At 68.0% G+C, this 17,807-nt stretch carries 16 protein-coding genes; 8 read left to right on the top strand and 8 right to left on the bottom strand.

Annotation, left to right across the window (positions count from 1 at the left end; all coding sequences use genetic code 11):
- Positions 1 to 172: 172 nt before the first annotated feature.
- The 4 genes from V6Z91_RS24875 to V6Z91_RS24860 all read left to right on the top strand — a co-directional run bounded on the left by V6Z91_RS24875 (position 173) and on the right by V6Z91_RS24860 (position 4,475).
- Positions 173 to 2,392 (top strand): TonB-dependent receptor, encoded by a 2,220-nt coding sequence (locus tag V6Z91_RS24875; RefSeq protein WP_338762568.1) that lies wholly within the window; start codon positions 173 to 175, stop codon positions 2,390 to 2,392.
- 12 nt (positions 2,393 to 2,404) lie between these two features.
- On the top strand, positions 2,405 to 3,640 hold the full coding sequence (locus V6Z91_RS24870; protein WP_338762565.1) for an acyl-CoA dehydrogenase family protein: 1,236 nt from the start codon (positions 2,405 to 2,407) through the stop codon (positions 3,638 to 3,640).
- Between the two features lie 161 nt (positions 3,641 to 3,801).
- Positions 3,802 to 4,233 (top strand): hypothetical protein, encoded by a 432-nt coding sequence (locus tag V6Z91_RS24865; protein ID WP_338762563.1) that lies wholly within the window; start codon positions 3,802 to 3,804, stop codon positions 4,231 to 4,233.
- A gap of 8 nt (positions 4,234 to 4,241) precedes the next feature.
- On the top strand, positions 4,242 to 4,475 hold the full coding sequence (locus V6Z91_RS24860; RefSeq protein WP_338762560.1) for a hypothetical protein: 234 nt from the start codon (positions 4,242 to 4,244) through the stop codon (positions 4,473 to 4,475).
- 73 nt (positions 4,476 to 4,548) lie between these two features.
- Here the strand turns inward: V6Z91_RS24860 and V6Z91_RS24855 are convergent, their stop codons facing one another.
- Complete coding sequence (locus V6Z91_RS24855) at positions 4,549 to 4,695, bottom strand: hypothetical protein (RefSeq protein WP_338762558.1); 147 nt, start codon at positions 4,693 to 4,695, stop codon at positions 4,549 to 4,551.
- A 412-nt stretch (positions 4,696 to 5,107) separates the two neighbouring features.
- On the opposite strand from V6Z91_RS24855, the gene V6Z91_RS24850 reads away from it, so the two are divergent.
- From V6Z91_RS24850 to V6Z91_RS24840, 3 genes are all read left to right on the top strand, one after another.
- The gene (locus V6Z91_RS24850; RefSeq protein WP_338762556.1) at positions 5,108 to 5,506 is read left to right on the top strand and encodes a KGG domain-containing protein; all 399 of its coding nucleotides are present in this window, start codon (positions 5,108 to 5,110) and stop codon (positions 5,504 to 5,506) included.
- A 183-nt stretch (positions 5,507 to 5,689) separates the two neighbouring features.
- Positions 5,690 to 7,069, top strand: a complete 1,380-nt coding sequence (locus V6Z91_RS24845; protein ID WP_338762554.1) for a PQQ-dependent sugar dehydrogenase — start codon at positions 5,690 to 5,692, stop codon at positions 7,067 to 7,069.
- A gap of 54 nt (positions 7,070 to 7,123) precedes the next feature.
- Positions 7,124 to 7,951: a ferritin-like domain-containing protein gene (locus tag V6Z91_RS24840; protein ID WP_338762551.1), complete on the top strand. Its 828-nt coding sequence runs from the start codon at positions 7,124 to 7,126 to the stop codon at positions 7,949 to 7,951.
- A 30-nt stretch (positions 7,952 to 7,981) separates the two neighbouring features.
- On the opposite strand, the gene V6Z91_RS24835 is transcribed toward V6Z91_RS24840, so the two are convergent.
- The gene (locus V6Z91_RS24835; RefSeq protein WP_338762549.1) at positions 7,982 to 10,657 is read right to left on the bottom strand and encodes an EAL domain-containing protein; all 2,676 of its coding nucleotides are present in this window, start codon (positions 10,655 to 10,657) and stop codon (positions 7,982 to 7,984) included.
- A gap of 248 nt (positions 10,658 to 10,905) precedes the next feature.
- Here V6Z91_RS24835 and V6Z91_RS24830 point away from each other — a divergent pair, with 248 nt between their 5' ends.
- Positions 10,906 to 12,204, top strand: coding sequence for a sugar MFS transporter (locus V6Z91_RS24830; protein WP_338762547.1), 1,299 nt, complete (start codon positions 10,906 to 10,908; stop codon positions 12,202 to 12,204).
- A gap of 135 nt (positions 12,205 to 12,339) precedes the next feature.
- On the opposite strand, the gene V6Z91_RS24825 is transcribed toward V6Z91_RS24830, so the two are convergent.
- From V6Z91_RS24825 to V6Z91_RS24800, 6 genes are all read right to left on the bottom strand, one after another.
- On the bottom strand, positions 12,340 to 13,491 hold the full coding sequence (locus tag V6Z91_RS24825; RefSeq protein ID WP_338762545.1) for a heparan-alpha-glucosaminide N-acetyltransferase domain-containing protein: 1,152 nt from the start codon (positions 13,489 to 13,491) through the stop codon (positions 12,340 to 12,342).
- Between the two features lie 294 nt (positions 13,492 to 13,785).
- Positions 13,786 to 14,409, bottom strand: a complete 624-nt coding sequence (locus tag V6Z91_RS24820) for a response regulator transcription factor (protein ID WP_338762543.1) — start codon at positions 14,407 to 14,409, stop codon at positions 13,786 to 13,788.
- Between the two features lies 1 nt (position 14,410).
- Entirely contained in the window at positions 14,411 to 15,109 is a 699-nt protein-coding gene (locus tag V6Z91_RS24815) for a sensor histidine kinase (RefSeq protein ID WP_338762541.1), read from the bottom strand.
- Positions 15,110 to 15,211: 102 nt separating this feature from the next.
- Entirely contained in the window at positions 15,212 to 15,592 is a 381-nt protein-coding gene (locus tag V6Z91_RS24810) for a response regulator (RefSeq protein WP_338762539.1), read from the bottom strand.
- A gap of 399 nt (positions 15,593 to 15,991) precedes the next feature.
- Positions 15,992 to 16,597: a response regulator transcription factor gene (locus tag V6Z91_RS24805; protein ID WP_338762536.1), complete on the bottom strand. Its 606-nt coding sequence runs from the start codon at positions 16,595 to 16,597 to the stop codon at positions 15,992 to 15,994.
- On the bottom strand, positions 16,594 to 17,658 hold the full coding sequence (locus V6Z91_RS24800) for an ATP-binding protein (protein WP_338762534.1): 1,065 nt from the start codon (positions 17,656 to 17,658) through the stop codon (positions 16,594 to 16,596). The genes V6Z91_RS24805 and V6Z91_RS24800 overlap by 4 nt, the downstream gene beginning before the upstream one ends.
- Between the last annotated feature and the right edge of the window lie 149 nt (positions 17,659 to 17,807).

Genomic DNA, 17,807 nt, shown 5'->3' with positions numbered 1-17,807 from the left:
ATCCATATATCGATTCCGGTCATATCGTTTCCACTTTTGATTGTTTGTGCAATGCGGCATGGTTCGGTAACTTGCCGCTCACTATTCCCATCGCAAACACCGAAAGAGAGAACGGCACGTGTATCCCCAGTTCGAGCAGCAACCGATCTTCCCAGTTCATCGCCGGCGCGCCATGACGGCAACCGCGGCGGCGGCCGCGCTGCTGTGCGCGACGGCGGCCCATGCCGCCTCGATCGCCGCCGCCGTCGCCGCCATCGAGGCGACACCGGCGCTGGCCGTGGCCGCGGCCGGCCAGGCCGAAGTGGCCGGCGCGGCCGCCACCACGAGCGCCGTCGATGCCGGCAGCAGCATCACGATGGCGGGCACCGTGCATGTGACGGGCAGGTTCAACGGCGTGGACCGTGCCAGGCTGCGCCTGGAAGAAGTGCCGGGCGGCGTGAGCGTCGTCAGCCAGGAACAGGTGGAAAAAGGGCGCGTGTTCACCAATGAAGACGTGCTGGCCTTCCAGCCCGGGGTGTACGCGCAGGCGGCCGGCGGCACGGACGGTATCAAGATCTCGATCCGCGGCTCGGCCATCAACCGCGGCACCAACTTCTTCCGCTCCGGCACGCTGTTCCTGTTCGACGGACTGCCCGTCACGGGGCCGGGCGGCACGCCATATGAGTTGTTCGAGCCCCTCGGCCTGTCGCGCACGGAAATCCTGCGCGGTGCCAATGCGTTCGACGCCGGCGCGCTGATGCTGGGCGGCGCCATCAATTACGTGACGCGCACCGGTCGCGACGCCGCACCGTTCGAAGTGCGCGTGGAAGGCGGCAGCTACGGCTACAAGAAGGTGGCGGCCAGTTCCGGCCAGGTGATCGGCAACTGGGATTACTACGTGGCCACGATCGGCTCCGAGCGGGACGGCTACCAGGCGCTGTCGCAGGGCAAGTCGCGCGCCTTCATCGGCAACCTGGGCTACCGCTTCGATCCGAAGCTGGAGACGCGTTTTTACTTCCGCTACCGGAAAACCGACAATTACCAACCCGGCGCGCTGACTGTGGCGCAGATCGAGCAGGACCCTCGCCAGGCCAACCCGGTCGCCGTGTCGCAGAACGCGCACCGCAACCAGCCGGGTTCGCGCTGGCTGGCCAACAAGACCACCTGGATTATCGACGATGACTCGTCGCTGGAACTGGGCGTGGTGGTGCACGATTATCCGATCGACCAGCAGCTGGCCGTGAACGTGGGCAGCTGGGGATTCTCCGACGCGTCGTACTCGCTGCAGTACGCGCGGCGCGGCACGCTGTTCGGCAGGCGCAGCGAAACGAAGGTGGGCGTGCTGTCGACGAACCACCTGAACCATGCCTGGCTCGATACCCGCGTGCGCATCCCCGCCGCCGCCACGGCCCAACTGCCGGTGGGTACGCTGATCCGCCGCGCCGAGTACGATGGCGAAGACCACGTGCTGCACGCCGGGAGCGACCTGGAGGTGGCGACGAACCTGTGGCTGACGACCGGGGTATCCGCCATCAAGACCAGGCGCTACACGGAAGTCGTGTATCCCGTCACGAACGAGCCCTATCGGCGCAGCACCACGGCGCTGGCGCCGCGGGCCGGCCTGCGCTACACGTTCGACAACGAGATCCAGGTGTTCGGCAACATCAGCCGCTCGGTGGAACCGCCGAATACCTGGGCCTTCCTGACGATTCCCCCCACCTTCACGTCCGGCCCGGCCACCGGGCTGTCGCGGCGCGGCCTCGATTTGAAGGACCAGAAGGCCAACACGGTGGAGATTGGCACGCGGGGCAGGGCGTTCGACTCGAACTGGAGCCTGTCCGTCTACCGGGCCCTGGTGAAGAACGAGCTCCTGTCCGTGGAAGTGATTCCCGCATCGGCCACGTCGGCCGCCATCACGGCTGAATCGAATGCCACGCCGACCGTCCACCAGGGCATCGAGGCGGGTCTGGAATCGCAGCTGTGGGACGGCGGCGCGGCCGGCAAGGTCTCGGCGCGCCAGTCGTTTACGCTGAACGACTTCTACTTCCGCAACGATCGCCGCTTCGGCCGCAACACGCTGCCGGGTATTCCGAAGCGCTTCTACCAGGGCGAGCTGCAATACGAGCATCCGGGCGGGTTCTACGCCGGCCTGTCGGTGCAGGCCGCGTCGCCGATCGATGTCGACTATGCCAATTCGTTCCGCACCCACGGCTATGGCCTCGTCAACGCCAGCTTCGGCTACGATCACCCGACGGCCGGCTGGAAGCTGTTCCTCGACCTGCGCAACCTGGCCAACAAGCACTATGTGTCCAGCGTGGCGCCGGCATACGACGACGCCGGGACCGACCAGCGGCGCTCGGCGCCGGGGGAGGGCTTCGGCGTGTACGCCGGCATCCAGTACGCATTCCGTTGAAGGGGAGGAGCGATGAGCGATATCCACGCCACGCCGGATGCCGGGCCGGCTTTCACGGACGAGCAGTTGCGCGCGCGCTTCCAGCCGATCTTCGACCGCATCGCCGCCGGCGCGGTCGAGCGGGAGCGGGAGCGCCGGTTGCCGTTCGACGAAGTGAGGCAATTGCGCGAGGCCGGCTTCGGCGCGCTGCGCGTGCCGCGCCGCTACGGCGGCCTGGGCGCCACGCTGCCGCAATTTTTCGCCCTGCTGCTGGAGCTGGCGACCGCCGATTCGAACATCTCGCATCTGTTGCGCGGGCATTTCTCCTTCCTGGAGAGCCGCCTGACCCATGAGGACGAGGCAACCCGCGTTTTCTGGTTCCCGAAGGTCGTCGACGGCGCCCTGATCGGCTACGCGATGGCCGAGCAGGCCGCCAGCACGACGATCGGTACCACGATCGCCCGGGTCAGTGACGCCGCGGGGGAGGGCTGGCTGTTGAACGGCAAGAAGTTCTACAGCACGGGCACCATCTACGCCGACTGGATCGTGGCGACGGCCCTGGATGGGGAACAGCTGGCCAGCCTGGCTTTCCCCGCCAGCCTGCCGGGCATCACGCGGCTCGACGACTGGGACGGCTTCGGCCAGCGCATGACGGGTAGCGGCACCACCGTGTTCGACAATGTGCGCCTGTCCGAGGTGCACGTGGTGCGCCGCTTCGACGGCGCCGTGCCGGCGTCGTACAACAAGGCCTTCCTGCAACTGGTCCTGCTTGCCAGCATGGCCGGCGCGGCCCGCGCCGGGCTGCGCGAGGCGATCGCCTTTGTCCAGGGCAAGACCCGGGCCTTCGATGTGCCGGGCGAATCGAGCCCGCGCCACGACCCGCTGGTGCAGCGCGTGGTGGGGCGGCTGGCCAGCCTGTCGTACGCGGCCGACAGCCTGGTCGACAATGTGGCGCGTGCGCTGGAAGATACGTGGCAGCGCGCCCGGGCGGGTACGGCGGACGACGCCCTGTATGCCGCGACCGACATCCGCGCATTCCAGGCCCAGCAGGTGGTGATCGACCTGGTGCTGCAGGCGAGCACGCTGCTGTTCGAGGTGGGGGGCGCCTCGGCCACCAGCGAGGCGCGCCGGCTCGACCGGCACTGGCGCAACGCCCGCACGGCCGCGTCGCACAACCCGGCCATCTTGCGCGAGCGGATGATCGGCGACTACCACCTGAACGGCACGATACCGCCGCGCACGCCCGCGGCCGAACCGGCCCGCCATTGAGCCAGGTCCAAAAGCGTGCAGTAACGGTTACAATCAGTGACAGTTTTTTATCTGCCAGACGCTACCATGTTGGACACATCCCGGCGGTCGCCTTCGCGCCCGCCGGCGAACGGCGTAACCAGCCGTCCTTGGGTAGTTCAACAAACCACATAGGCGCGCAGATGACTCCCTTCCTGTTCATGTACCTGGCCCCGCAGTTCCATTTTCCCTTCAGCGGCGCCGTTTCCCAGGCCATCGATCCCGATGTGACCTGGTTCCAGAACCTGATACGGCCCGGTGCCGGCAATGCGCGCATCGAACGACGCGCGTTCGAGGAAGTGGCGTCCTATGGCAAGCAACTGGGAGTGATCACCGAGGTATTGCTGCAGCAGGTGGCGCAGACGGCGGGGCCGGATTCCGAGGCCTTGCGCAAGCTGCGTGCCATCCAGCTTCAGATCGAGGGAATCAAGGCCCAGGAGTACGGGCTCGCGGACCAGGCCCTGGTCGCGCGGGTGATCCAGGCCTTGCAGGACGGCGGCCCCGAGCTGGCCGTGCTGGCAAGGCAGACGATTCCGGCCATCGAACCGGAATCCCAACAACAGGTGGAGCGATGAAGCGTCAAATGAGAAAAAACAGCGAGTTGGAAGCCGTGGTGCGCCAGGGACTGGTGGTGGATGCCCAGCGCGGCGCGGCGAATGCCTGGGTGTATATGGCGGCGCAGGGCGTGCCGCGCAACGTGATCACGCGAGTGCTGTCGACGCCGGGCCACCGGCGCGACGGCGACCGCTTCGCCGTCGAATCGACGCGCTATCCCGCACCGGCGGTGCGGACGAGAGCCCCAAGGCACGCGCACTGACGGCGGCTGCCCTTTCTTCCCCATCAACAAAAAAGCCTCCTTGCGGAGGCTTTTGCATGTAGGGTGCCCTGATTTACAGCGGCGGCAGCGGGCCGTTCACGTAGGGCGCGCCGGCCAGCTCGAGGGCGCGGCGCAGTTCCCGCTTGAAGGTGGCGAGGAAGCGGCCGAAGGCCGAGGTTTCGGTGCGCGCTTCGTAGCGTGGTGCGGTCGTGGTCGTCATGGTCAGCTCCTGAATTCGTCTTGCGTTGTGCGATGGTTGAATCGTACGCGTCACCAAGATATAAAGCCAATTCTCATTTCCCATGCCGGCGATTAGCCTTGTGTATATCTGCGTCCAGGTCTCATCACGGCTGGTTTGCCTTGCCATGCGCCGAGCTTATTTCTCTTCGACATCGGAGTTTCCTGAGCGGAAAAAGTGGCCGTGGGCGGGTTGCGCGCGGGTACACATCCGTTGCGGCGGCTGAGTGAACGCTCCGACCCGGCCGTGGGGCACACTCCTACGCTACCGTAAGGACTGGACTTATAAAAAAACCATGGGTGCCGGCCTACCATGGCGACTCCTTCACGTGACTTGGCAACCCCAGTCGCATAAAGGATGTGCAGTGTTCAACTTAAATTTTAAGGAGATCGTCATGGCATCGAACCGTTCGAACAACAACAACCCGCAAGGCAACAACCAGTTCACCAAAGGTAACAGCCAGTCGGGCAACCGCGGCAACAGCCAATCCGCCAACAACGGCGGCACCAGCAACCGCGGCTTCGCATCGATGGACCCGGAACGCCAGCGCGAAATCGCCTCCGAAGGCGGCCGCGCCGCCCACGCTTCGGGCAATGCCCACGAGTTCACGTCCGAAGAAGCACGCCGCGCCGGCTCGATGAGCCACAAGAACGACGGCAACCGCCAGAGCTCGTCCTCGGGCAACAGCCAGTCGGGCAACCGCGGCAACAGCCAGTCGGGTAACTCCACCCGCGGCGGCACGCCGGAGCAGCACGCCAACGCCGGCCGCCAGAGCCACAAGAACGACCGCTGATCGGCAGTAGCCGCGGACGATGAAAGCCACCTTCGGGTGGCTTTTTTGCAAGTCGTTGATGTTCGAGGGGCGTCAGCCGGTCGCGCCGCGCACCGGGCCGCAGATGGTGCTTGTAGCGTTACCAATTGAAGCGCATGATCTTTTGGCACCACTTCGATTCCACCTACAACGACGGAGACCGCCATGCCACGCACTTCGATTCGCCCGTTGTACCAGCTCGCTCTCGCCACGGCACTTGCCACCCTTCCCGCCGCCGCGCTGGCCCAGAACGTACCGCTTCCCGACCCCATCCCCGGCATACTGCCGACGAGTACGGTCAATGTTTCGCTGCGCCCGCTCCTGGCGCAGCTGACGGCGCCGGTCGCCGGTGCCGTGGCGCCGGGCGAACCGAACCGCCTGTACATCGTCGACCAGGTCGGCAAGATCTGGAAGGCGGCCGTGCGCGGCCCCGGCCGGAAGGGAGGCGCCGCGTTGTTCCTGGACGTGGCCGACCGCCTCGTTCCGCTGAACGAGCGCGACGAGCGGGGCTTGCTGGGCCTGGCCTTCCACCCGGACTATGCGGCCAACGGCCGCCTCTACCTGTTCACCTCCGAGCCCGCGCAGGGCGCCGCCGACTTCTCGACCCAGCCGCCGGGCGTGGCTGCCGTGAACCACAGCGTGATCTCGGAATGGCGCGTCGCGAACCCCGGCAGCGCCGACCCGGTCGTCGACCCGGCCAGCGTGCGTGTGCTGATGCGCGTCGACAAGCCGCAGGCCAACCACAACGGCGGCGCGCTCGCGTTCGGCCCCGACCGCATGCTGTACATCGCGCTGGGCGACGGCGGCGCCGGCGACGACCAGGGGCCCGGCCATGCGCTGGAGGGCAATGCCCAGAGCCTGGCGCCGGCCAATGTGCTCGGCAAGATCCTGCGCATCGACCCGCTGGGCGGCAACGCGGCCAACGGTGCCTACGGCATCCCGGCCGACAACCCCTTCGTGGGCAGGGAGGGCGCCGACGAGATCTTCGCCTATGGCTTGCGCAACCCGTTCCGCATGGCCTTCGACAGCGCCGGCAACCTGTGGGCCGGCGACGTGGGGCAGGGGGCCATCGAGGAAGTGAACCTCATCGTCGCCGGAGGCAACTATGGCTGGCGCGTCAAGGAGGGCAGCTTCCTGTTCGATGCCAACGGCACCAATCCCGGCTTCGTCCATGCGGCCAGCCCAGGCGTGCCGGCCGGCCTGGTCGATCCCATCGCCGAATACGACCATCGCGACGCCGCCGGCGAACCGCCGGTCAGGCAGGCGGTGATCGGCGGCTATGTGTACACGGGCACGGCCATCCCGGCGCTGCGCGGCCAGTACGTGTTCGCCGACTATGTGGGCAGGGACGGTACCGGCAAGCTGCTGACCCTGGGCGTGCGCAACCGGGTGGAGCGCCTGGTCGCGCCGAGGCGCGAGCCGCTCGGCATCCCGGTGCTGGGCATGGCGCAGGACGCGGCCGGCGAGATCTACGTGCTGGGCAATGCGGACGGCACCACGCGCGGCAACACCGGCCTGGTGCTGCGCCTCGGCCCGGCGCGCTGACCACGGGCCCCGGGCGTTTGCTACACTGCGGCCTTTTGCTTGCAAAGGTCCGCCATGGCTTCAACGCCCGAACTGCGCGCATGGGCGCAACGCTGCCTGAAGGGTACCGATCCCGTGGCGAAGACGGACGAGGTGGCGCGCATGGCCGCCGCCCATGCGGCTGGCGCGTGCACGCTCGACGCCGGCGCCGCGCTGCCCGATTCGGCCGCCATCCCCGGCCGGCCGGCGCGCCCGGAGCTGGTGTCGCCGAAACGCGTCGGCCGCCGGTCGATGGTCACGCCGGAAGGGCGGGCGATGCTGATCCACGCGCTCGCCCATATCGAATTCAATGCGGTCAACCTGGCGCTGGACGCGCTGTGGCGTTTCCCCGGCATGCCGCCGCAATACTATGCCGACTGGCTGCGCGTGGCGAACGAGGAAGCGACGCACTTCCGCCTGCTGGCGGCCCACCTGGCCACGCTGGGCCATGCCTACGGCGACTTCCCGGGCCACGACAGCCTGTGGGAAATGGTGCACAAGACGCGCGGCGACGTGACCGCGCGCATGGCCCTCGTGCCGCGCACGCTGGAAGCGCGCGGCCTGGACGCGGTGCCGCCGCTGCGCGCCAAGCTGGCCCAGGCCGGCGACCTGGCGGCGGCGGCCATCCTCGACATCATCCTGCGCGACGAGGTGGGCCACGTGGAGATCGGTAACCGCTGGTACCGCTGGCTGTGCGAGCGGCAGGGGCTGGAACCGTACGCGACCTACGACGAACTCGTGGTGCGCTACGAGGCGCCGCAGTCGAAGGGGCCGTTCAACCTCGCTGCCCGGCGGCTGGCGGGCTTCACCGAGCAAGAACTGGCGCGCCTGGCCGGGCCGGGCACGCCGCCTGCCGGCGCGTAGGAAGGGCCGGCGCCGCGTGGGACCAGCGGTTCACGCCGCCTGCCGGCGCATGATTTCCCGCTGCACCGAGGCCGCGTCGAGCGGCGTGGCGATGTAATAGCCCTGCAGCTCGTCGCACTGCAGGCGCGACAGCGCAACGGCCTGCTCGGGCCGTTCCACGCCCTCGGCCACCACCTTCATGCCCAGCGCGTGGGCCATCGTGATGATGGCCGTGAACAGGATCTCGCCCTGGCCGTCGTGCCCCAGCCGCTGCGTGAACGACTTGTCGACCTTCAGCAGGTCGAAGTCGAGCTGCTGCAGCATCGACAGCGAGGAATAGCCGGTGCCGAAGTCGTCGACGAGAAAGCGGATGCCCAGCGCGTGCATCGCGTGCAGGTGCTCGGACGTGCGCTCGGGATCGCGGATCATGGTCGATTCCGTCAGCTCGATTTCCACGCGGTCGGCCGGAATGCCGTGGCGTTCCAGCGAGTGCAGGAAGAGCGCGTGCATGTCGCGCTCGTTGAACTGGCGGCTCGACACGTTCACCGAAACCGGCAGCGGCGGGCGGCCTTCGCGCGACCAGGCGGCGATCTGGGCGCACACATTGTCCACCACCAGTTCGCCGAGCGGGACGATCATGCCGGTTTCCTCGGCCAGCGGAATGAATTCGTCCGGATACAGCAGGCCGGCGGTGGGGTGGTTCCAGCGCACCAGGGCCTCCAGGCTCACCACCTGCTGGGTGGCGGCGGCCACGCGCACCTGGTAATGCAGCACGAACTGGTTGCCGGCGATGGCGCTCTGCAGCTCGCGCTCGCGCAGCTTGCGCTGGAGCATGGCGCCGTAGAAGGCCGGGTCGAAGAACTGGTAGCCGTTCTTGCCGCTCGTCTTGACCTCGTACATGGCGATATCGGCGTGGCGCAGCAACGTGTCGACATCGTCCGCGTCGCCGGGGCACATGCTGATGCCGATCGACGCCCCCACGCTGGCCGTGCCGGCGCCGATCGCCACGCTGGCGTGGAAGGCCTGCAGCACGCGGGCCGCCACCTGGGCCGCCTCGCCGGTGCCGTTCAGGTGTTCGAGGATCACGATGAACTCGTCGCCGCCGAGCCGGGCCACGCGGTCACCGGGGCGCACGGCCACCTTCAGCCGGCGCGCCACGATCTGCAGCAACTCGTCGCCGGCCGCATGGCCGAAGGTGTCGTTGACGGCCTTGAAGCCGTCGAGGTCGATGAACAGCACGGCAAGCAGCTTGCCGCCCGCCTGGGCGCGCTCGACGGCTTCCGGCAGGCACTTGCCGACCCAGGCGCGGTTCGGCAGGCCGGTCAGCGCATCCTCGTAGTTCTTGCGTTCCAGGTTCGACAGGTGGGCGCGTTCCATCGTCACGTCGCGCAGGGTAACGGCCAGCACATCGCCCGAACGGCGTATCTTCACGCGCACATGCAGCATCTCGCCGGCGTGCGCCCATTCGAGGTCGCCTTCGGCGCTGCCCTGGGCCATGGCCTGGGCAAGCAGGGTGACGCCCGGTCCGGTGGGCAGGTCCTCCGCCAGTTCCGACACGCGCTTGCCGATCAGCTGCTCGCGGGTCCTGTTCGCCAGTGCCGCACCCTGCTCGTTGCAGTCGACCGTCATGTAGTCGACGGTCCCGCCGCCGGCGCTGAACACCGGTGCCACGATGAAGAAACCCTCGGTGCTGGCCTCGGTGGCCTTGCGGTAGGCATCTTGCGCCACGGTCAGGCGGTAGCGCTGCATGGCCAGCCGGCCGGACAGGCCCATGCCGGCAAGCACGAAGATCAGCAGGGCGATCGAGGCGCCGACGGCGGTCTGGCGCGAGGCCCGTTCGCGTTCGCGGACCACGGCCAGTGCATGCGGCTGGTCCGCGCCGGCCAGCACCATGAGCGGAAAACCCTCGACGGTCTGCCAGCTGACATAGCGCGCCACGCCATCGCCGAATTCCGTGCCGGCGATGAAGCTGCTGCCGCTGTTGTTCGCCAGGGCCAGTCGCAGCGAGGGGGGCAGCAATTCGATCTGCCGGAACGCCTTGCCGAGCTTGAAGCCGCGCACCATGCCGTCGCTGCCGACGGCGGCCAGGAAACCTTGCGGGCCGAGCCTGGCCTGGTCGTACTGGGCGATCAGGTTGTCCGGGTCGACCGAAATCACGGCGACGCCGGCGAAGTCGCCGTGCTCGTCGAGCAACTTGCGGGAAAAGCGCACGATGTAGCCGGAGCGCGACGCGCCGGCGAGCGGCATGCCGATGAACATGTCGTCCGCGGCGCGCAGGCGCTGGGAGGCGAAGAAGGCCAGTTCCTCCACCTTGTCCAGTTCCTCGCGCGTCCACAGGCCATTGGAATTGGTCATGCGCAGCCGGCCTGCTCCATCGAATACGCTGATGCGCAGCGGCACGCCGGCCGGGTCCGTCATCTTCGCGAATTGCTTCAGCTTGACAGCCCCGCCCAGCGCCTGCCACTGGACCCGGATCACGGTCAGCAGCTGGTCGATCATGGCCAGGTTCGCGCGGGTTTGCATGGCGCCGTCCTCGGCGATGTTCAGGGTGGCGGCCAGTGCCTGGCGCTCGGCCGCGTCACGCTCGCGGTGGAAATTCCCTATGAGAAAAAGCCAGGACGCGCCGGCGATCAACAACCCGGCGACCGGCCAGAGCAGGATGAAGACCAGGTAAGGGCGCAGCGCCGCCAAGGGGGGCGGACGCAGGCTGGCGAGCGAAAAGCGCATGGCAGAGTACGCTGTGTCGGGCGCCGCCACGGTTGGCTGGCGCGATGGTAGTGAGCATACTCCCGACGGGCGGCCGCACGGCAGGCTGGCAGGACGGGACGCAACAGCCGGAGCGCGGCGTATTGTGTGACATCGTTGCCGCGTGGGAGAGATATCATTTTTTGATATAGCTGACATCGTTTTCGGAATTGGTCATTTGGCAAGCCCGGCTCTACGATGAGCGTTTCATTTCCGACAAAGGATCAATCGTGGCCGGGCCAATCATTTCCACAGGCGCCACGCTGGACACGCGCGCACAGTCGCCTGCCAGCTACAAGTCGGCGCTCTCGCTGCTGGCGAGCCTGTTCTTCATCTGGGGCTTCATTACCGTCATCAACAACACGCTGCTGCCGCACCTGCGCAGCGTGTTCGAACTGAGCTATACGCAGACGACGCTGATCGAATCGGTCTGGTTCATTGCGTATTTCGTCGCGTCGATCCCGTCGGCCCGGCTGATCGAGCGGGTCGGCTACAAGAAAGCGATGGTGATCGGCCTGTGCATCATGGCCGCTGGCGCGCTGGGCATGATTCCGGCCGCGCGCCTGCCGTCCTATGCCGTCACACTGGTCGCGCTGTTCGTGATCGCCTGCGGCATCACGCTGCTGCAGGTGGCCGCCAATCCCTACGTCGCCGTGGTCGGCCCGCCGCAAACGGCCTCGGCACGCCTGAACCTGGTGCAGGCGTTCAATTCGCTGGGCACCACGTTCGCGCCGCTGTTCGGCGGCTACCTGATCCTGGGCCGTTCCACCAGCGGCACCGCCGAGGCGGGCCAGGTGCTGAGCCAGGCCGAGCGCCTGGCCGATGCGCAGGCCGTGCAGCTGCCCTACCTGATCGTGGCCGCCGTGCTGGTGCTGCTGGCCGTGATCATCGCCCGCTACCCGCTGCCGGCGATCGGTTCGCGCCGCGTGTCGAAGGACGAGCGGGGCTCCCATTCGCTGTGGCGTCACCGCAACCTGGTCTTCGGCATTCCCGCCATCTTCATCTACCTGATCGCGGAGATCGGCGTGGCGAACCTGTTCATCAACTTCGTGTCGCAGCCGGACATCGGCAACGTCACGCACGAGCAGGCCTCGCACTACCTGTTCCTGCTGTGGGGCGGCATGATGGTGGGGCGCTTCGTGGGCAGCATGCTGATGCGCTCGATCTCCGCCGAGCGCGTGCTGGGCGGTGCGGCGATCGGCGCCTTCGCCGTGATGCTGGTGGCCACGTTCGCCGGCGGCCCGACGGCCATGTGGGCGCTGATCGCCGTCGGCGTGTTCCACTCGGTGATGTTCCCCACCATCTTCACGCTGGGCATTCGCGGCCTGGGCCCGCTGACCGAGGAGGGTGCCGGCCTGCTGATCATGGCGATCGCGGGCGGCGCGCTGGTGGTGGTGCAGGGCTGGCTGGCCGATATCTACGGCCTGCAGACGTCGTTCCTGCTGACCGTGGTGTGCGAGCTGTACATCCTGTTCTACGCGGCATGGGGGGCGAAGCCGACCAATGCGTTCCCGGACCAGCAGGCTTGACAAAGCTGCCCCGGCCAGCTGGGGCGACGGGCGGCCGGATCTCAGCCGTTCGCTCCCGCAGACTTCGCGATCGCCTTGACGACGAGCTTGTGCAGTGCACGTGTGCTGAAAAGCCTTGCATAAGCTTGTGCCATGTCAGAAGTATTTCACCCACGCCTTGCCGCTGGTGCGCTTGTACCGGCCGAACCACCGCGTCGGCCAGTACAGCGCGGCGGCCAGCAGCAACGTGATCAGCCAGACCTGCCACACGTGGTTGACATCGGCACGCGGTACCCCGAGCGCGAAACCGGCGATCCGTTGCAGGGCCAGCAGCGCGTACAGATGCAGCAGGTAATAGAACATCGGCGCGCCGCCGAACACGGCCGGGATCGCCGTCCACCGCATCGGGCGCTCGACGAGGGCCAGCACGATCAATCCGGCACCCAGCGTCAGCAGGATGAAATCGAGCGAGGGCGGGTACTTCGTGAAGTTCAGGAATGACATCGCGGTTCGCAGCGCATCGTCGTGCACTGCCCAGGAAACCGGCTCGCCATACACGTTCGTACCGCGCAGCACCGCCAGCAGCGCCAGGCTGGCGATGCCGATGCGCAGCAGCCAGCGGCGGCGCAGCGCCGGCGAGGTGGCGCGCGCGTACAGCGGCCCGGCGGCATAGCCGAGCAGGATCACGCCGATCCACGCCAGCAGCGGATAGCTGATCTTCACGCGCAGCGGGTCTTCCAGCAGGAAGCCGCGCTGCTCGAGGATCGTCCATGCGGCCGCCGCGAAGGTGCCCGGTTCGGGATGAAACTGCAAGGCATTGTGACCGGCCACGATCGCCGTGCCCAGCACCCCCAGCAAGGGCAGCGGCAGCTTGTGCAGCAGGGCCAGCGCCAGCATGGACAGCCCGATCGCCCAGATTACCTGCAGGTAGAGCGTCGAGGGTGTGAAGCTACCGGTCCAGGCGAAGTTGACGAGCGTGAGTTCCAGGCCGACCAGCAGGAGGCCGCGCCTGGCGAGAAAGCCTGTCGCATCGCGCGGGCCGTTGGCCGGGTGCGCGTACAGCCAGGCCGACAAGCCCGTGAGGAAGACGAACATGGGCGCGCAGAAGTGGGCGGCCAGCCGCGAGAAGAACAGCGCCGGCTCGGTGGCCGCGACGGCCATTGGATCGCTGACCTGGTGTTGCAGGTAGAAGGTCTCGCGCACGTGGTCGACGGTCATCAGGAGCATGACGAGGCCGCGCGCGATGTCGATCGATGCGATCCGGTTGGCGAGGTGCAGGGCGGCGGGTGCCGAGGGCAGTCGGGACATAATAATGAGAAGCTATTATCAAGAAGCCCGGATTGTAGCCGATGGCCCGCTCATCCCGCAACGAAGCCACCGATGCGGCGCAGGGTGTTACTGCCGGGTTCGTGTTTCGTGGAACGGACCTCGATCGCGCTTGCCCTGACCCACCGTGCAAGATCCGTGGTGGAAAACCGGTGACAGGCACCGGCTTTCGGGAAACATTTCAAAAAGCCGGGTGCCTGTCACCGCTTTTGATGGATGCCCATGGTCGCGTATCGGGGACGCTGGCTCGACAGCAGCAGCTGTCGCCGGGGCTGCTCAGTGGACGATATCGACGATGCCGCGCCGCACCGCTTCGCGCAGCACCTCGGTGCGGCATGAGGCGTTCAGCTTGGCCATGATGTTCTTCACGTGGTACTTCACGGTGCCGGGCGCGATGCCGGCGGCGCGGGCGATCAGCTTGTTCGACAGGCCCTGGGAGAGGAAGCGCAGCACATCGAGTTCGCGCCCCGTCAGCGCATCGTTGTCGAGACGGGCCGCGAGGCGCGAGGCCACGTCGGGCGGCACGTAGCGGCGGCCGGCCGCCACGGCGTGCAGGCATTCGGCCAGCTGCGCTTCCGGCGCATCCTTGAGCAGGTAGGCGCGGGCGCCGGCGTGCAGGGCGCGGTAGACGTGTTCCTCGCCGTCCGAGCCGGAGACGATCACCACCCGCGCGTCGGGATGGAATTCGCGGATCGCGGCCAGCGCCTCCAGGCCGCCGACGCGCGGCATCATCAGGTCCATCAGCACCACGTCGGGCCGCACGCGGCGGTACTGTTCGACCGCGTCGAACCCGTCGGCCGCCTCCGCGGTGACGGTGTAGCCGGGCTGGCGGGCCACGACGCCGGCCATGCCGAGGCGCACGAGGGGATGGTCGTCGACGAGCATCACGGATATGGACATGTCATTCTCCTGCATCGAGTGGAAGGGAAAGGAAGACGGTCGTGCCGCGCCCCAGGGCGCTGTCGACCTGCAGGGCCGCGCCGGCCAGCGCGGCCCGTTCGTGCATGCCGCCCACGCCGAAGCCGGCGCGCGGCTGGTGGGGATCGAAACCGGTGCCGTCGTCGCGCACCTGCACCTGCACCCGGCCGGCGCGCACGCGCAGGCGGCAGCCGATGGTGCGCGCCCGCGCATGCTTGGCGGCGTTGCCGACGGCTTCGCGCACGATCATCGCCACCTGCTCGCAGGCGAAGTGGGGCAGCGCCGCATCGTCGTCCAGTTGCAGGCGTAGTTTCGTGCCGGTGGCCAGCGGCTGGTGATCGAGCGCCGCCCGAATCGCATCGGCCATGCTCGCGGTGGCTGGCCTGGCGGGCGCCGCGTCGCGCAGCCGGCGCACGAAGTCGCGCGCACTGGCCAGGCCCTGTTCGGCCGCCTGCGTGGCGACGGCGAGGCAGGCCGCCACCTGGGCGGGATCGGCGCTGCCGCTCGCCGCGCGCAGTTGCAGCAGCACGGCGGTCATGTCCTGCAGCACGATGTCGTGCACGTCGCGGGCGCAGCGCAGGCGCTCGGCGCGGCGGGCTTCATCGACGTCGGGGCCGGACTCGGTGGTCTCGTGCATCGGTCCCTGGGGGAATGCGGGACGCGGGATCGTCAGCTGTCTCATGGTCACTCGGGGTTTCGGAGTTGATCGGCGATGCCGGCAGCATCATGTTCGTGCCGCCGTTCATCGTGAGGAAAGCATAAGGCGCCGCGCGGGCGCCGCAAATCATACGTGCGTATGACCGGACCCCAGCGCGCGCTCGATGCAGCCGACGAGGGCGTCTGCATGGAAAGGCTTGCCGAGCACGCAGGCGGCGCCGGCCTGAATGGCGCGGCCCTTCACGCCGTCCTGCAGGAAGGCAGTGACGACGATGAAGGGGACGCGGTCGGCCCGCCCGCGCAGCAGCTCGAGCAGGTCGATGCCGCTCATGCCGGGCATCTGGAGATCGGAGATCACCAGGTCCGGCGCGCCGCCGGCGGCGAGAAATTCTTCCGCCGACGCGAACAGCCGGGCGCGCAAGCCCAGCGACCGTACCAGGCTGCCGACAGCGGTACGCACGGACGCATCGTCGTCGACGATGCAGACTTCCTGATCTGTAAGGGACACTGTGGCTCCTCGTGGTGCAATCGCCAGGAGCTTACCGGCCAGCGCTTGGGGCGGCCATCATACGTCGGTATAGGCAAGATTTCCCGGCGGTGCTTGCGGCTCTGGTGTCGGACACCTTCAGGTGTCGGACACCGGTTCTCCCGCCCGGAGTCGGTTGCCTCTGGGGAAAACCGGTGTCGGACACCGAAAAGCCGGTGTCCGACACCAGCACGCAGGACCGGTGGGCCGCCGCGATCCTCGGCTCTGGTGTCGGACACCTTCAGGTGTCGGACACCGGTTCTCCCGCCCGGAGTCGGTTGCCTCTGGGGAAGACCGGTGTCGGACACCGAAAAGCCGGTGTCCGACACCAGCACGCAGGATCGGTGGCCGCCGCGATCGTCGCAAGAAAAACGGAGCCTGTCACCGGTTTTCGAGGGCCTCGGCCATGCGCACGAGGTCGGCGAAGGTCTTGGCCTGCATTTTCTTCATGGCCTGGCCGCGGTGGATCTTGACGGTGATTTCGCTGGTGCCGACTTCGGCGGCGATCTGCTTGTTCATCAGGCCGCGGGCGGCCAGGGCCATGATCTCGCGTTCGCGCGGGGTCAGCGTGGCGTAGCGGCGGCGCAGGTCGGCGCGCGCGGCGTCCTCGCTGCGGCTCGCCGCGTCGCGGGCCAGCGCCTGGCCGACCGCTTCCAGCAGCTCTTCCACGCGCACGGGCTTGGCGAGGAAATCGACGGCGCCGGCCTTCATCGCCCGTACCGACATGGGAATATCGCCGAAGCCCGTCATGAACACCACCGGCAGGTGGCAACCCTGCGCCTTCAGGTCGGCGTGCAAGTCCATGCCGCTGTGGCCGCCCAGGCGCACGTCCAGCAGCAGGCAGCTGTTGCGGTCGTCGCGGCAGTGGGCGGCGAAGTCGGCCACGCTGCCGAACGTCGCCACGTCCATGTCCGCCGAGCGCAGCAGGCTGGCCAGCGCATCGCGCAGCGCCGCGTCGTCGTCGACGATATAGACCAGCGGCTTCATGCCGCCTCCCGGCTGGCCGGCAGTGTGATCTCGATGGTGGCGCCGCGGCGGTCGGGCCGGGACGGCAGGGCGGCGATGCGGCCGCCGTGGGCGTCGACGATCGAGCGGCAGATCGGCAGGCCCATGCCCATGCCGTCGGGCTTGGTGCTGTAGAAGGGCTCGAACAGGCGGCCGGCCTGGTCATCCGGGATGCCAGGCCCTTCGTCGCTGACGGCGATGCGCAGGCCGTCTCCCTGCCGTCCCGCCGCGAGGGTGAGCGTGCCGCCGCGCGGCGCCATCGCCTGCATCCCGTTCATCAGCAGGTTGATCAGCACCTGCTGCAATTGCACCCGGTCGCCGCCGACCGGCGGCAAGCCATCGGCGATGTCCAGCACGAGGGTCGCGCCGTGGCTGGCCAGCTCGCGCTGCAGCAGCGCGGCGCAATCGCGCACCATGTCCGTCACGTCGACCGGTGCGAAGCTGGCGTCGCCCTTGCGGGCCAGCGCGCGGATGCGGCGGATCACCTCGCTGGCGCGGCACGTGTCCGACAGCATCCGCTGCAGCGCGTGTTCCACTTCCCGCGGCTCGGGCTGCGGCCGGCGCAGCCAGCGCAGCGCCGCCTCGCCATTGGCGGAGATCGCGGCGAGCGGCTGGTTCACCTCGTGCGCGATCGAGGCGGCCAGTTCGCCCAGCGTCGTCACGCGCGTCACGTGCGCCAGCTGCTGGCGCGACAGGCGCAGCGACTCCTCGCGTTGCAGCAACCGGGCCGTGGCCCGCGCGCCCACGTGCGCGAGATAGCCGCTGGTGCCGATCGCCGCCAGGCTGACGGCGCAACGCGCCAGCGAGGAATTGACGACCCCGAACCAGCCGGTGATGAAGTGCGCCGCCAGCGTGAGGCCCAGGCACAGTCCGGTCACCGCCAGGATGTGGCGGGGCCACAGGTGGGCAGTGGCCAGCACGACGGTGACGTACATGACGGCGATGGCGCTGTCGAGCGGGGTGAAGGCATCGATCGCGAAGATGGCGACCGTCAGCAGCACGATCACTGTCTTTTGCAGTGTGGCGCGCAGGGAACCGGGCATGGCGGAATCATCACTGGTTATTGGTTGCCCGGAGTATATGACGGAGAGTCGGCCAGGCAGCACATCCGCCCCGGCGCTTCCCTCCAAAGAGGGAGGGTGCGCTAGCGGCATGGGGGCAGCCGGCCCACGCGGCGGCGTCATCGGTGCTA

Source organism: Massilia sp. METH4 (assembly GCF_037094685.1).
Lineage (GTDB): Bacteria > Pseudomonadota > Gammaproteobacteria > Burkholderiales > Burkholderiaceae_D > Rugamonas.
The sequence above is the reverse complement of the archived record's forward strand: the minus strand, read 5'-3'. Positions and strand labels throughout refer to the sequence as shown.

Bases quoted from the DNA above. Each gene is read 5' to 3' on its own strand.
- V6Z91_RS24875 (WP_338762568.1), top strand. From the start codon at position 173: ATGACGGCAACCGCGGCGGCGGCCGCGCTGCTGTGCGCGACGGCGGCC.
- V6Z91_RS24870 (WP_338762565.1), top strand. From the start codon at position 2,405: ATGAGCGATATCCACGCCACGCCGGATGCCGGGCCGGCTTTCACGGAC.
- V6Z91_RS24865 (WP_338762563.1), top strand. From the start codon at position 3,802: ATGACTCCCTTCCTGTTCATGTACCTGGCCCCGCAGTTCCATTTTCCC.
- V6Z91_RS24860 (WP_338762560.1), top strand. From the start codon at position 4,242: ATGAGAAAAAACAGCGAGTTGGAAGCCGTGGTGCGCCAGGGACTGGTG.
- V6Z91_RS24855 (WP_338762558.1), bottom strand. From the start codon at position 4,695: ATGACGACCACGACCGCACCACGCTACGAAGCGCGCACCGAAACCTCG.
- V6Z91_RS24850 (WP_338762556.1), top strand. From the start codon at position 5,108: ATGGCATCGAACCGTTCGAACAACAACAACCCGCAAGGCAACAACCAG.
- V6Z91_RS24845 (WP_338762554.1), top strand. From the start codon at position 5,690: ATGCCACGCACTTCGATTCGCCCGTTGTACCAGCTCGCTCTCGCCACG.
- V6Z91_RS24840 (WP_338762551.1), top strand. From the start codon at position 7,124: ATGGCTTCAACGCCCGAACTGCGCGCATGGGCGCAACGCTGCCTGAAG.
- V6Z91_RS24835 (WP_338762549.1), bottom strand. From the start codon at position 10,657: ATGCGCTTTTCGCTCGCCAGCCTGCGTCCGCCCCCCTTGGCGGCGCTG.
- V6Z91_RS24825 (WP_338762545.1), bottom strand. From the start codon at position 13,491: ATGTCCCGACTGCCCTCGGCACCCGCCGCCCTGCACCTCGCCAACCGG.
- V6Z91_RS24820 (WP_338762543.1), bottom strand. From the start codon at position 14,409: ATGTCCATATCCGTGATGCTCGTCGACGACCATCCCCTCGTGCGCCTC.
- V6Z91_RS24815 (WP_338762541.1), bottom strand. From the start codon at position 15,109: ATGAGACAGCTGACGATCCCGCGTCCCGCATTCCCCCAGGGACCGATG.
- V6Z91_RS24805 (WP_338762536.1), bottom strand. From the start codon at position 16,597: ATGAAGCCGCTGGTCTATATCGTCGACGACGACGCGGCGCTGCGCGAT.
- V6Z91_RS24800 (WP_338762534.1), bottom strand. From the start codon at position 17,658: ATGCCCGGTTCCCTGCGCGCCACACTGCAAAAGACAGTGATCGTGCTG.